The organism is Meiothermus rufus DSM 22234, assembly GCF_000423425.1.
In the GTDB taxonomy this organism is placed as follows: Bacteria; Deinococcota; Deinococci; order Deinococcales; family Thermaceae; genus Meiothermus; species Meiothermus rufus.
Map to the genome: position 1 here is coordinate 1 of NZ_AUHY01000075.1, position 11,315 is coordinate 11,315.

Sequence of the window (11,315 nt, forward strand, 5' to 3'; positions counted from 1 at the left end):
CCAGGTGGATGGGGGCAGCGAGTTCATGGCCGAGTTTGAGGAGGCCTGCTGTGCTCTGGGGATTGCCTTGTTTGTGCTGCCGCCGAGGAGTCCTAAACTCAATGGTCACGTGGAGCGGGTGCAACGGACCTTTAGGGAGGAGCTCTATACCCGGCCTCTGCCCCCCCGGCTCAGCGAGCTACAGGCAGAGCTGGATGCCTACCTGGACCACTACAACCGCCGAAGGCCTCACATGGCCCTGGGGGGTCTTGCTCCCTTGGAGTATTTAGCTAAGATGCAGGAGGAGTCGGTTCCCCAGTCTCACATGTGTTGACCGATTACAGAGCATTTACCCAGGTGAAGGCCTGTGCTAGACTTACGCCACGACGAAGCGCCCATAGCCTGTCTTTACGACCGAGGGGCCGATACTGGCCTGTGGCTAGATTGGGCCGCGTCGCAGGAGCAAGCATGAAAGTAGCTATCGTGACCGATTCGACTTCCGATCTACAAGCCCGTGCTGCCGAGATGGATGTAGCGGTGGTGCCGCTTTACGTCAACTTTCAGGGCAAAATTCACAAGGACTGGGTGGAGATTACCCCGGCCCAGATTTTCCAGGGGGTGAGCGCCGGGGCGGCCATGCCTAGCACCAGCCAGCCTTCGCCCGCCGACTTCAAAGCGGCCTACGAGCAGGCCTTGCAAAAAGCCGACCACGTGCTATCGATTCACATATCCTCCAAGCTTTCTGGCACCGTGGCCTCGGCCAACCTGGCTGCCCAGGAGTTTCCTGGCCGGATTACGGTCTTCGACTCGCTGGCGGCCAGCATGGGCATTGGGATGATGGTGGAGCGGGCTAAGGAGCTTTTGGACCAGGGGGCCGAGCTGGCCCAGGTGCTGGTGGAACTCGAGCGCATCCGGGCCGACCATGTGGTGCGCTTTACCCTGGCCACCCTGGAGTACCTCAAGAAGAACGGGCGCATTGGAGGGGCTCAGGCCCTTTTAGGGGGGCTACTGGGCATCAAGCCCATCCTGACCCTCAAAGAAGGGCGGGTCGAGGCTGCGGGGCGGGCCCGGGGCGAGAAAAAAGCCTTGGCCGAAATGGTGGACTCGCTCAGGGCTTGGGCGGAGGGGCGGCGGAAAATCCGCATCTACTACCTGTACAACACCGAGGAGAACGATGTAGCGGCCTTCAAGGCAGCGGTGGCGGCGGCGGGGCTGCCTTTAGAAGAGCGGGCCACCAGCCGGGTCGGTGGGGTGATCTCCACCCACACCGGGCCAGGGCTGTATGGCTACTACGCCTACAGCCTGTAGGGGATGCCTATGTCCCGCACTGCCTTTGTAGCCGACTCGACCCTGGGCCTAAGCCCCCAGGAGGCCCTCCAACGGGGGATACACCTGGTGCCCCAGCAGGTCATCATCGAGGGGCGAAGCTACCGCGACTATGTGGAGATTAGCCCGGAGGAGGTGATCCAGGCCCAGCTCGCTGGCCAGAAGGTAAGCACCAGCCAGATCGCCGCCCCCGATCTGGAAGCCTTGTACCAAAGCCTGCTGGAGAAATTCGACCGCATCGTCTCGGTGCACGTTTCGAGCAAGCTTTCCGGTACCTATGCCACGGCCTGCAAGGTGGCGGAGCAGTTTGGCCAGCGGGTCAAGGTGTTGGACAGCCTTTCCCTCAACGGGGGGCTTTCCTTTGTCCTCGAGGAGGCCCGCCGCAAGCTCGCCGCCGGGGTGGCCTGGGAAAAGCTGGAGGAGGCTGTGGCCCCCTTAATTGGGCAGATGCGCGGTTTTGTGCTGCCAGCCACCTTGGACTACCTACACCGTGGGGGGCGGATTGGCGGTCTGCAACACTTTATTGGCTCGCTACTGAAGCTCTTGCCGGTGCTGGAGGTGCGGGAGGGGGTAGTGCGGCCCTTGGAGCGGGCTCGAGGCTGGCACAAAGGCTTGCAGCTGCTGGCCCTAGCCTTCCATAGGGCCTATCCTAGCGGGGCCAGGGTGGTGCTGGCCCATGCCTACAACCCCCAGGGCCTCGAGGCGCTGCGCGAGCAGGTCTGCCAGGAAGGGGTGGTGGTGGAGGATGTGCGCGCCTGTGGCCCGGCCGTGGCTGCCCACACCGGCCCCGGCACGGTGGCCCTGTTCGCTGCCCCTGGCCCGTAGATCCGCTGCTGGAGTATTCATGCGTGCGGTGGTACAACGGGTTTCTGAGGCCAGGGTCGAGGTGGCGGGCCAGACCGTAGGGGCCATTGGCCAGGGGGTTCTGGTGCTGCTGGGGGTAGGCCGGGGGGACACCCCGGAGGATGCGGCCTACCTAGCCCGCAAGATTGCGGGGCTGCGCATTTTTGCCGATGAAGAGGGCAAGATGAACCTTTCCTTGGCCCAGGTAGGGGGCGAGGTACTGGTGGTTTCGCAGTTTACCCTGTATGGCGATCTCCGCCGGGGCCACCGGCCTAGCTTTACCCAGGCGGCTGCTCCCGAGGAGGGCCGGCGGCTGTATGAACACTTTTGCGACCTGTTGAGCCAGCAAGGGTTGCATGTCGAGACGGGGGTTTTTCAGGCCCATATGGCCGTGCATCTGGTCAACGACGGGCCGGTGACCCTCTGGCTGGACTCGAGCGAGCGCTACCTACCCCGCCGCCTCAGCGGCTAGCCTCGAGCCAGGCTTTGCCATAAGGGCGTACCTCTGCCCCGGGAAAAGCCCGCTCGAGCAGGGCCTGCAGATACCGGCCTGCGGGCGGCAGCAGGCCATTGCAGCCTGGCCCCGCGCAGACAAAGACATAGCGGGGCAGGCGGGGAGACTGGATGCAGGTCAGGCTGCCGTGGTACTCGGGGAAGACCTGGTAGAAGGCCTCGAGCACCCCCGGCAAGACCTCCTTGGCCGGAGGGAGGACTCTAGCCCCAGCAGGCCGTACCCAAAAAGTCATGACCTTGCCGTCTTTCATACCGCCACCCCCCGCAAAAGGCCAGCCAGTCTGCGCACACCCTGGGCCAGGCGCGGCCCGGGCCGGCCCAGATAGGCTTCCTCCAAGGCGAATACCTGCCCGTTTTGCAACGCCGGAACTCTGAGCCCCCGCTGCCGCACCACCTCCGGGCGCAGCTTCTTGGCCCCACACCACGAGACCACGATTACATCGGGCTGGGCCTCCTCTACCTGGGTGGGGGTCAAGGCAGCGGAGCGCACCGCGAGGTGGGCCAGGGCGTTCTGCGCCCCTAGCGCCTCCAACATCTGGGTAACCCAGCTTTGCTTCCCGGCGGCAATGATGGGCCTAGGCCACCACTCCACCAGCACCCGGGGGGGGCGGGGCCAGTGGGGTAGGCCCAGTTTGGCCTGGGCAATCTCCTGGCGCATGGCGGCCACTACCTCCTGGCCCTTAGAGGCTATCCCCAGCCAGGTGGCCACCCGGAGAATATCCTGGTAGACCTCCTCCAGGCTTTGGGGGTCCAGCACCAGGTAAGGCAGCCCACGCCGGGCCAGTCCTTCCACCACCCGCTCCATGCCCGGCACGCTTAGGCTGGCCAGCACCAGGTCGGGGCGCAAGGCCGCTACCCGCTCGAGGTCCACCTGCAGGTCCGGCCCCACCCGGGGCAGCCGGGCCACCTCGGGCGGATAGTCGGAGTGGTCGTCCACCCCTACCAGCCAGTCCAAGCAGCCCAGGGCCCAGACGATCTCGGTGTTGGAGCAGGTCAGACTGACCAGACGCATGCTTGCCCTCCTAGCGGCGCTTTTTGACCCGCCAGCCCTCCTCGCTATAGCCCTCCCGTTGGTTGACCACCCGGGCCAGGGTGAACAGCAGATCGGAGAGCCGGTTGAGGTAGCGCAGGGCCTCGGGGTTGACCTTTTCCTGGCGCATTAAGGCCACCAAGCAGCGTTCGGCCCGGCGGGCGATGGTGCGGGCCAGGTGCAGCGCCGCAGCGGCGGGGTGGCCCCCGGGGTGGATGAACCCGGTGAAGCGGGGGGCTTCCTCCTGGTAGCGGTCGATCAGGGCCTCGAGGTGCTGCACATCCTTGGCATCGATACGGGCCAGATTGCGCTCGTAAGGGCCACCCTCGCGGGTGGCCAGGTCGGCCCCCAGGTCGAACAGCGCGTTTTGCAGGTATTCTAGGTCGGCCTGGAGGTCGCTGTGCGCCGGAGGCAGCAGGGCTCGGGCCAGGCCGATGGCGCTGTTGGCCTCGTCCACCGTGCCATAGACCTCTACTCGGGGGTGATCCTTGCCTACCCGCTCGGCGCCGTAGAGGCCGGTCTCGCCCTGGTCGCCCGTTTTGGTGTATATTTTCATCTTTTTTACTTTACCTTGGTTCCCCTCCTTGGAAAATGGGCCGCCCTTGGGTTGCTCCAAGTTGTGTGCTACCCGGCAAAGATGATAAGGTTTGGGGCGTGTCTGGCTGTGGCGCCAGCGCTTTTGGCGAGCGTGCGCTATGTGGAAAGTGCTTGTGACCGATGAGATGCGGCTGGGTGAGATCAGGAACCCCGAGGTGCGCCTCGACTACCGCCCCAACATGCCCCGCGAGGAAATCCTGCAGGTGATTGGCCAGTACGATGCCCTGATTACCCGCAGCCGTACCCGGGTGGACGCCCAGCTGCTGGAGGCTGGGGTCAACCTCAAGGTGGTGGGCCGGGGTGGGGTGGGGGTGGACAACGTGGACCTCGAGGCCGCCTCCCGCCGGGGCATCCTGGTGGTGAACGTGCCGGAGGCCAACACCCGTTCGGCCGCCGAACTGGCTTGGGCTTTGCTACTAGCCACGGCCCGGGGGGTGGTGGAGTCCGACCAGAAGATTCGCCAGGGCCTGTGGGATCGCAAGTATCTGGGCCTCGAGCTCAACCACAAAACCATTGGGATTGTGGGGCTGGGCCGCATCGGCAGCCAGGTGGCCAAGTTCGCCAAGGGCTTCGATATGCGGGTGCTGGCCTACGACCCCTACATCCCGCAAAGCCGGGCCCAGACCCTGGGGGTGGAGCTTTACGACGACCTGGCCGATATGCTGCGCCAGTGCCACTTCCTCACCGTGCACACCCCCCTGACCGAGGAGACCCGGGGCATGATAGGCCGGCGCGAGCTGTACCTGCTGCCCAGAGGGGCGGTGGTGGTGAACGCTGCCCGAGGGGGCATCATCGACGAGAAGGCCCTGGTGGAGGTACTGGACGAGGGGCACCTGTGGGGGGCGGGCTTAGATGTCTTTGTGGAGGAACCCCCTAACGCCGAGCACCCTCTGGTGCACCATCCCAAGGTGGTGCATACCGCCCACCTGGGGGCCAACACCCTCGAGGCCCAGGAGCGGGTGGGGGAGGCTGTGCTGGAGCGGGTGATCGAGACCCTAAAGGGTAACCTAGCCCATGCCCTCAACACCGGTTTCGATGCCGAGGGGTTGCAGGTGCTCTCGAGTTGGCTGCCCCTGGGCGAGGCTCTGGGTAAGCTGCTGGCCCAGATTACCCAGGGACGCCCCCAGACGGTGGAGGTTGCCTACTACGGCGATTTTGAAAAGAACCCAGAACCCATTGCCTCAGCAGTGGCCAAGGGCCTCCTCGACCAGGTGCTGGGGGCAGGGGCCACCAACCTGGTCTCAGCCCGGCCTCTCCTACGCGACCGGGGCATTACGCTAATGACCCGCCAGATTGAGCAACCGCTCGACTACCGCCAGGTGCTGGAGGTGCGCCTCGAGACCGACCGGGAGTCGCGTCGGGCCCGGGGGGCGGTGCTGGGGGGCAAGCCCCGCATCGTGGGCATCGACGAGCACAACCTCGAGGCCGTCCCGGTGGGCTACATGCTGGTCTGCGTCAACCGCGACCGCCCGGGGGTGGTGGGCAAGGTGGGCACGTTGCTGGGGGAGAACGGCATCAATATTGCCGGGATGCAGCTCGGGCGCGACGCCCCCGGAGGCCGGGCGCTGTTCGTGCTGGAGGTAGACGAGCGCCCCAGCGAGGCGGTGCTGGAGGCTTTACGCGCTTTGGATGTGCTGGAGCGGGTAGACCTGGCCGCGCTGTAGGGCCATTAAAATGCAGGCCATGTACCGCCCTCGCTTGCTCACCCCCGGCCCGGTTGAACTGCATCCCAAAGCCTTAGAAGCCCTGGCCCGGCCCCAGCTTCACCACCGCTCTGAGGCGGCCAAAAAAATCTTCTTGCAGGCCAAGGCGGGCCTCGAGGCCGCCTTCCGTACCCAGGGCCAGGTCTTGCTGCTGACCGGCTCGGGCACTGCGGCCATGGACGCTTTAGTGCACAACCTCTTTGCCCCCAAAGAGCGGGTGTTGGTGCCAGTGCACGGCAACTTTTCCGAGCGCTGGGCCAAAATTGCCACCCAGGCCGGGCTGGAGGTGGTGCGGCTCGAGCTGGAGTGGGGCCGGGTGGTGCGGCCTGAGCACCTGGAGGGCCTGGAGGGGCCTTTCCACGGCCTCTTGCTCACCCACTCGGAGTCCTCCACCGGGGCCCTCAACGACGTGCGAACCCTGGCCCAGGCCTTCAAGGCCCGCTTCCCTGAGGCCTTGGTGGTGGTGGATGCCATTACCAGCCTGTTCGTCAGTGAGTTCGAGCTGGAGGGCTGGGGGCTGGATGCCGCCGCCTGCGGTTCGCAAAAAGGCCTCATGTGCCCGCCGGGTCTGGCCTATGCGGCCCTGGCGCCCCGGGCCATCGAGCGCCTGAAGCCCCGCGGTTTTTATCTGAACCTGGCCTCTGAGCTAAAGGTGCAGGCCTCGGGCGAGTCGGCCTGGACGCCGGCCATCAACCTGGTGGCGGCCACCGCCGCCGTGCTGGAGGAACTGCTGCCCCACCTGCCCCAGCATATTGCCCTCAAAAAGCAGCAAAACGACCTGCTCTATGCCACCGGCCAGGCGCTGGGCCTACAGCCCGTGCCCGAGGTGCCAAGCCCGGCCACCACCTGCTTTTACCTGCCCCCGGGGGTGAGCTACGCCCAGCTCAAGGAGGCCTTCGCTGCCCGTGGGGCCACCATCATCGGCGGGCAGGGGCAGCTCAAGGGCCGGGTCTTCCGCCTCTCGCTGATGGGTTACTCCGACCTCTACGACGCCTACGCGGTGGCCCAGATGATGCGGGATGTCCTGGGCTAGGCCAGGGTGTCCAGCAGGATGAACAGGAGCATCCCCAGGCTCACTACCACGTTGGCCTGGAAGAAGGCCTGGTCTACCTTGCTCAGGTCGTCGGGCCGCACCAGCCGGTGCTCGTACCAAAGCACCCCTCCCACCGCCAGAACCCCCAGGAAGTAGAGCCCGCCCGCTCCGCTCAATAGGCCCGTGAGCAGGAAGAAGAAGAAGGTAAGGGCGTGGGCCGCCTGGGCAATGCGCAAGGCGGTGGGGATGCCAAAGCGGGCCGGCACGCTGTGGATGCCGTAGGCGCGGTCGAACTTGAAATCCTGGGTGGCGTAGAGGATGTCGAAGCCGGCCAGCCAGAAGGCCGTACCGGCCCACAGGGCGAACAGAGCTGGCTCAAATGCCCCGGTCACGGCAATCCAGCCCCCCGCGGTGGCGGCCCCGATGGTCAGGCCCAGCCAGAAGTGGCACAGCCAGGTGAAGCGCTTGGTGTAGCTGTAGCCTACCAGAAAAAATACCGCCACCGGCAGAAGTTGGGCGGTGAGGGGGTTGAGGTTGAAGGCCGCCAGGGTGAGGGCCAGAAGGCCCACCACCGCCAGGGCCAGCACCTCGCCGGGCTTGACCAGGCCCTGGGGCAGGTGGCGGCCTGCGGTGCGGGGGTTGGCCGCGTCGATGCGCCAGTCGATCAGGCGGTTCAGGGCCATGGCCCCGGTGCGGGCCCCCACCATGGCCAGGGTTACCCAAGCGAATATCTCCCAGCCCGGCCAGCCTTTGGCCGCCAGCAGCATGCCGCCGTAGGCGAAGGGCAGGGCAAACAGGGTGTGTTCGAAGCGGACGAGCTCGAGGTAGGTTTTGAGTCGGTTGGAAAGGGCCACCATAGCTCTGGCCTCGAGTTTACCCTGCCGTAGCCGGGGCCATGGGGCATGGCCTTACGTATCCCCTTTGGCCACCGGGCGGCTCGGCTCGGAGACCCAGTCGCTCCAGGAACCCGCGTAGAGCCGGGCCTTTTTGCCGATGAGCTCGAGGGCCAGCACATTGGCGCAGGCCGAGACCCCCGAACCGCAGTAGACGATAATCTCACCCTCTAAGCCAGCGAAGCGCCGGGCCTGTTCCTCGGGGCTTTTGAAGCGGCCCGAGGCCTCCAGGCCGTCTAGCCAGTTTCGGTTGATGGCCCCGGGGATGTGCCCGGCCACCGGGTCGAGGGGCTCCACCTCGCCGCGGTAGCGCTCGGGGGCGCGGGAGTCGATCAGAACGCTGCCCGCAGGGCGGTGGGCCACCGCTTCGGCATCGGCCAGCCGCTCGGGCCGGGGGTGGGCCTGGAAGGAAGTGGGGGGGTACTGGGCGGGCTGGGTGGAGATGGCGTACCCTGCTTCCCGCCAGGCCCCAATGCCACCGTCCAGCACCGCGACCTGTTCGTGCCCCAGCCAGCGCAAAAGCCACCACAGCCGAGGGGCGTACATGCCTCCGGCAGGGGGATCGTCGTAGGCCACTACCCAGTGGGCATTGCCGATGCCTACGCGGCCTAGGGTCTGGGCCAGAACCTCGGGGGCGGGCAGGGGGTGGCGCCCGCCCCGGCGGTCGGGGCGCACCGGGGCCGAGAGGTCGGCCTCGAGGTTCAGGTAAATTGCCCCCGGGATATGCCCCTGCAAGAAGGCCTGGCGCCCGGCTTTGGGGTCTTGCAGGGAAAAGCGGCAGTCCACGATGCGGAGCCTCGGGTCGCCTAAGTGTGCCTGCAGCCACTCGACGCTGACCAGTGGGGTGTTCATACGCATCAGCCTAACATTCCGCCCTATCGGGTAATCTAGAGCCATGCAAACCTTCAAGGCACTGGTGGTGGAGTCGGGCGACCCCTACGTGGCCCAGATTCGGCAGGTAAAGCTAGAGGAACTGCCGCAGGGCGAGGTGCTGGTGCGGGTGGCCTACAGCAGCCTCAACTACAAAGACGGCCTGGCCATTACCGGCGCGGGCAAGGTGATCCGCAGCTTCCCCATGGTGCCGGGCATCGACCTGGCCGGCACCGTAGTGGAGTCGGCCTCGCCAGAGTACAAGCCGGGCGATGCGGTCGTCCTGACCGGCTGGGGCCTGGGAGAGCGGCACTGGGGCGGGCTAGCCGAGCTGGCCCGGGTACCGGCGGGGTGGCTGGTGCCCCTGCCCGAGGGGCTCACCTTGCAGCAGGCCATGGGCATCGGCACCGCAGGGTTTACCGCCATGCTAGCGGTGATGGCCCTCGAGGCCCACGGTCTGGATAAAAGCCGGGAGGTGCTGGTGACCGGCGCGGCCGGTGGGGTGGGCAGCCTGGCCACTGCGATTCTGGCCCATCTGGGTTACCGGGTGGTGGCGGCCACGGGCCGCCTGAGCGAGGAGGACTATCTCAAATCGCTGGGCGCAGCCGAGGTTTTAGAGCGCAGCCTCCTCGCTGCTCCGGCTAGGCCCCTCGAGTCCGAGCGCTTTGGTGGCGCGGTAGACACCGTGGGGGGGGCGGTGCTGGCCGGGGTGTTGCCGCGCATGGCCTACGGTGCCAGCGTGGCGGCCTGCGGCAACGCCGGCGGGGCGAAGCTCGAGACCACCGTCTTCCCCTTTATCCTGCGCGGGGTAAACCTTCTGGGCATCGACTCGGTGATGTGCCCCAGGGAAAAACGCCTTCTGGCCTGGCAACGCCTGGCCCGCGAGCTGCCCAAGCCCCTGCTGGAAGCCACCCTAAAGACCGTGCCCCTGGAAGAAGTACCCGCGCTGGCCCCGGCCATTTTGCAGGGCCAGGTGCGGGGCCGGGTGGTGGTGCGCTTGCCGTAAAAGCCAGCACCCCCCACCCCGGGTGGGGGGTGCTGGCAGACCACTAGCGCAGGGTGCGGATGAAGTCGTCGTAGCGGAACTCATTGAGGGCGAACCAGCGGCGCACATCATCGCGGAATTTTTTCCAGTTTTCGTAGATGCCGCGGTAGGTGGCGTCCCTGGCAGCGATTTCTTCGTACAGAGCGGTGGCTTCCCGGTTGGCTGCTTGCAGCACTGTGGTGGGGAAGGCCCGAAGCTGCACACCGGCCCGCTGCAATCGGGCCAGGGCGGGGGCGTTCTTGGCGTCGTACTCGGCCATGGTCTTGTCGTTGGCCTCGCTGCAAGCGCTGATGATGGCCTCCTGGTAGGCTTTGGGCAGGCTGCGCCAGCGCTCGAGGTTGACCAGGGTCGAGACCGTGGAGCCGGGTTCCCACCAGCCAGGGTAGTAGTAGAAGCGGGCCGCCCGGTGTAGGCCCAGGCGCTCGTCGTCGTAGGGGCCTACCCACTCGGCCCCGTCGATGGCCCCGCGGTCTAGGGCCAGGAAAATTTCACCCCCTGGCAGGGTCTGCACCGAGACCCCTAGGCGGGTCATCACCTGGCCACCCAGGCCGGGGATGCGGAAGCGCAGGCCACGCAGGTCTTCCGGCCCACGGATTTCCCTGCGGAACCAGCCGCCCATCTGCACCCCGGTGTTGCCCGCGGGGAAGGTGATGGCGTTGAAGTCGGCGGCGATGCGTTGCATGGCCTGCAGCCCCCCACCGAAGTAGAGCCAGGCGTTTTGTTGGCGGGGGTTTAGCCCGAAGGGTACCCCGGTATCAAAGGCGAAGGAGGGGTTCTTGCCCACGTAGTAGTAGTTGGCGGTGTGGCCCATCTCCACGTTGCCGGCTTGCACTACGTCCAGCACCTGCAAGCCAGGGGCGATCTCGCCGGCGGGGAAGAGGGTAATCTCGAAGCGCCCCTCGGTCAGTTCAGCGACCCGCTTGGCCACGGTTTCTGCCGCCCCAAACAGGGTGTCTAGTGAGCGGGGCCAGCTGGTGGCCATGCGCCAGCGGATGCGGGGCTGGGTCTGGGCGTATACCGGGCCGAACACCGTGCTGGCGGCGACCGTGCCAACCGCTGCTTTCTTCAGAAAGTCACGTCGTTTCATCGGCTTCCTCCTAGGTTGTGTCTGCACAAATGGGTGCGGGTTGATTATATGCACCCGCTGGGAATCCATCAAGGGCATGTAATCGGTCAACACATGTGAGACTGGGGGGCCGACTCCTCTTGCATCATAGCCAGGAACTCCAGGGGCGCGAGGCCGTTTAGGGCCCGGTGGGGTCGCTCACGGTTGTAGTGGTCGAGGTAAGCGTCAAGCTTCTTTTGGAGCTCGGGGATCTGCGAGGGTAAGGGCCGGGTGTAGAACTCGTCCCTGAAGGTCCGCTGCATCCGCTCCACGTGACCGTTGAGCTTGGGGCTCCTCGGGGGAAGGACGAAGAGCTTGACGCCGAGACCTTCACAGGCCTCCTCAAACTCCGACATGAACTCCGCTCCCCCGTCCACT

At 66.0% G+C, this 11,315-nt stretch carries 13 protein-coding genes and 1 pseudogene; 7 read left to right on the forward strand and 7 right to left on the reverse strand.

What is annotated here, in order from left to right; genetic code table 11:
* The 4 genes and pseudogenes from G552_RS15385 to dtd form a co-directional block, all read left to right on the forward strand.
* A pseudogene (locus tag G552_RS15385) lies at positions 1-324 on the forward strand (integrase core domain-containing protein); the annotation flags it as partial.
* A 123-nt stretch (positions 325-447) separates the two neighbouring features.
* Positions 448-1,287, forward strand: coding sequence for a DegV family protein (locus G552_RS0111990; protein WP_027883255.1), 840 nt, complete (start codon positions 448-450; stop codon positions 1,285-1,287).
* Positions 1,288-1,296: 9 nt separating this feature from the next.
* Positions 1,297-2,130, forward strand: a complete 834-nt coding sequence (locus G552_RS0111995) for a DegV family protein (protein WP_027883256.1) — start codon at positions 1,297-1,299, stop codon at positions 2,128-2,130.
* A 19-nt stretch (positions 2,131-2,149) separates the two neighbouring features.
* Positions 2,150-2,620 (forward strand): D-aminoacyl-tRNA deacylase, encoded by a 471-nt coding sequence (gene dtd, locus G552_RS0112000; RefSeq protein WP_027883257.1) that lies wholly within the window; start codon positions 2,150-2,152, stop codon positions 2,618-2,620.
* On the opposite strand, the gene G552_RS0112005 is transcribed toward dtd, so the two are convergent.
* From G552_RS0112005 to G552_RS0112015, 3 genes are read right to left on the reverse strand one after another with little or no spacing between them, the layout of a single operon-like run.
* Positions 2,610-2,912, reverse strand: coding sequence for a hypothetical protein (locus G552_RS0112005; RefSeq protein WP_027883258.1), 303 nt, complete (start codon positions 2,910-2,912; stop codon positions 2,610-2,612). The two genes, dtd and G552_RS0112005, sit on opposite strands and share 11 nt — an antisense overlap.
* Positions 2,909-3,673, reverse strand: a complete 765-nt coding sequence (locus tag G552_RS0112010) for a cobalamin-binding protein (protein WP_027883259.1) — start codon at positions 3,671-3,673, stop codon at positions 2,909-2,911. The genes G552_RS0112005 and G552_RS0112010 overlap by 4 nt, the downstream gene beginning before the upstream one ends.
* Positions 3,674-3,683: 10 nt before the next feature.
* On the reverse strand, positions 3,684-4,247 hold the full coding sequence (locus G552_RS0112015; RefSeq protein ID WP_027883260.1) for a cob(I)yrinic acid a,c-diamide adenosyltransferase: 564 nt from the start codon (positions 4,245-4,247) through the stop codon (positions 3,684-3,686).
* Positions 4,248-4,386: 139 nt separating this feature from the next.
* Here G552_RS0112015 and serA point away from each other — a divergent pair, with 139 nt between their 5' ends.
* Both serA and G552_RS0112025 read left to right on the forward strand, forming a co-directional pair.
* Complete coding sequence (serA, locus tag G552_RS0112020; protein WP_027883261.1) at positions 4,387-5,952, forward strand: phosphoglycerate dehydrogenase; 1,566 nt, start codon at positions 4,387-4,389, stop codon at positions 5,950-5,952.
* Between the two features lie 19 nt (positions 5,953-5,971).
* On the forward strand, positions 5,972-7,024 hold the full coding sequence (locus G552_RS0112025; protein WP_027883262.1) for a pyridoxal-phosphate-dependent aminotransferase family protein: 1,053 nt from the start codon (positions 5,972-5,974) through the stop codon (positions 7,022-7,024).
* On the opposite strand, the gene mqnP is transcribed toward G552_RS0112025, so the two are convergent.
* Both mqnP and G552_RS0112035 read right to left on the reverse strand, forming a co-directional pair.
* A complete protein-coding gene (mqnP, locus tag G552_RS0112030) occupies positions 7,021-7,881 on the reverse strand; it encodes a menaquinone biosynthesis prenyltransferase MqnP (protein WP_027883263.1) in 861 nt (286 codons plus the stop codon). The genes G552_RS0112025 and mqnP overlap by 4 nt on opposite strands.
* Positions 7,882-7,932: 51 nt before the next feature.
* Positions 7,933-8,769, reverse strand: a complete 837-nt coding sequence (locus G552_RS0112035) for a sulfurtransferase (RefSeq protein ID WP_027883264.1) — start codon at positions 8,767-8,769, stop codon at positions 7,933-7,935.
* A gap of 43 nt (positions 8,770-8,812) precedes the next feature.
* On the opposite strand from G552_RS0112035, the gene acuI reads away from it, so the two are divergent.
* Entirely contained in the window at positions 8,813-9,793 is a 981-nt protein-coding gene (gene acuI / locus G552_RS0112040; RefSeq protein ID WP_027883265.1) for an acrylyl-CoA reductase (NADPH), read from the forward strand.
* A 43-nt stretch (positions 9,794-9,836) separates the two neighbouring features.
* On the opposite strand, the gene G552_RS0112045 is transcribed toward acuI, so the two are convergent.
* Positions 9,837-10,919 (reverse strand): TRAP transporter substrate-binding protein, encoded by a 1,083-nt coding sequence (locus G552_RS0112045; RefSeq protein ID WP_027883266.1) that lies wholly within the window; start codon positions 10,917-10,919, stop codon positions 9,837-9,839.
* 86 nt (positions 10,920-11,005) lie between these two features.
* The coding region (locus G552_RS15390) for an integrase core domain-containing protein (protein ID WP_156890739.1) at positions 11,006-11,315 on the reverse strand (310 nt) is incomplete at its 5' end.

What these genes read in the sequence shown, in the direction of transcription:
- G552_RS0111990 (WP_027883255.1), top strand. Translation starts at nt 448, where the DNA reads ATGAAAGTAGCTATCGTGACCGATTCGACTTCCGATCTACAAGCCCGT.
- G552_RS0111995 (WP_027883256.1), top strand. Translation starts at nt 1,297, where the DNA reads ATGTCCCGCACTGCCTTTGTAGCCGACTCGACCCTGGGCCTAAGCCCC.
- dtd (WP_027883257.1), top strand. Translation starts at nt 2,150, where the DNA reads ATGCGTGCGGTGGTACAACGGGTTTCTGAGGCCAGGGTCGAGGTGGCG.
- G552_RS0112005 (WP_027883258.1), bottom strand. Translation starts at nt 2,912, where the DNA reads ATGAAAGACGGCAAGGTCATGACTTTTTGGGTACGGCCTGCTGGGGCT.
- G552_RS0112010 (WP_027883259.1), bottom strand. Translation starts at nt 3,673, where the DNA reads ATGCGTCTGGTCAGTCTGACCTGCTCCAACACCGAGATCGTCTGGGCC.
- G552_RS0112015 (WP_027883260.1), bottom strand. Translation starts at nt 4,247, where the DNA reads ATGAAAATATACACCAAAACGGGCGACCAGGGCGAGACCGGCCTCTAC.
- serA (WP_027883261.1), top strand. Translation starts at nt 4,387, where the DNA reads ATGTGGAAAGTGCTTGTGACCGATGAGATGCGGCTGGGTGAGATCAGG.
- G552_RS0112025 (WP_027883262.1), top strand. Translation starts at nt 5,972, where the DNA reads ATGTACCGCCCTCGCTTGCTCACCCCCGGCCCGGTTGAACTGCATCCC.
- mqnP (WP_027883263.1), bottom strand. Translation starts at nt 7,881, where the DNA reads ATGGTGGCCCTTTCCAACCGACTCAAAACCTACCTCGAGCTCGTCCGC.
- G552_RS0112035 (WP_027883264.1), bottom strand. Translation starts at nt 8,769, where the DNA reads ATGAACACCCCACTGGTCAGCGTCGAGTGGCTGCAGGCACACTTAGGC.
- acuI (WP_027883265.1), top strand. Translation starts at nt 8,813, where the DNA reads ATGCAAACCTTCAAGGCACTGGTGGTGGAGTCGGGCGACCCCTACGTG.
- G552_RS0112045 (WP_027883266.1), bottom strand. Translation starts at nt 10,919, where the DNA reads ATGAAACGACGTGACTTTCTGAAGAAAGCAGCGGTTGGCACGGTCGCC.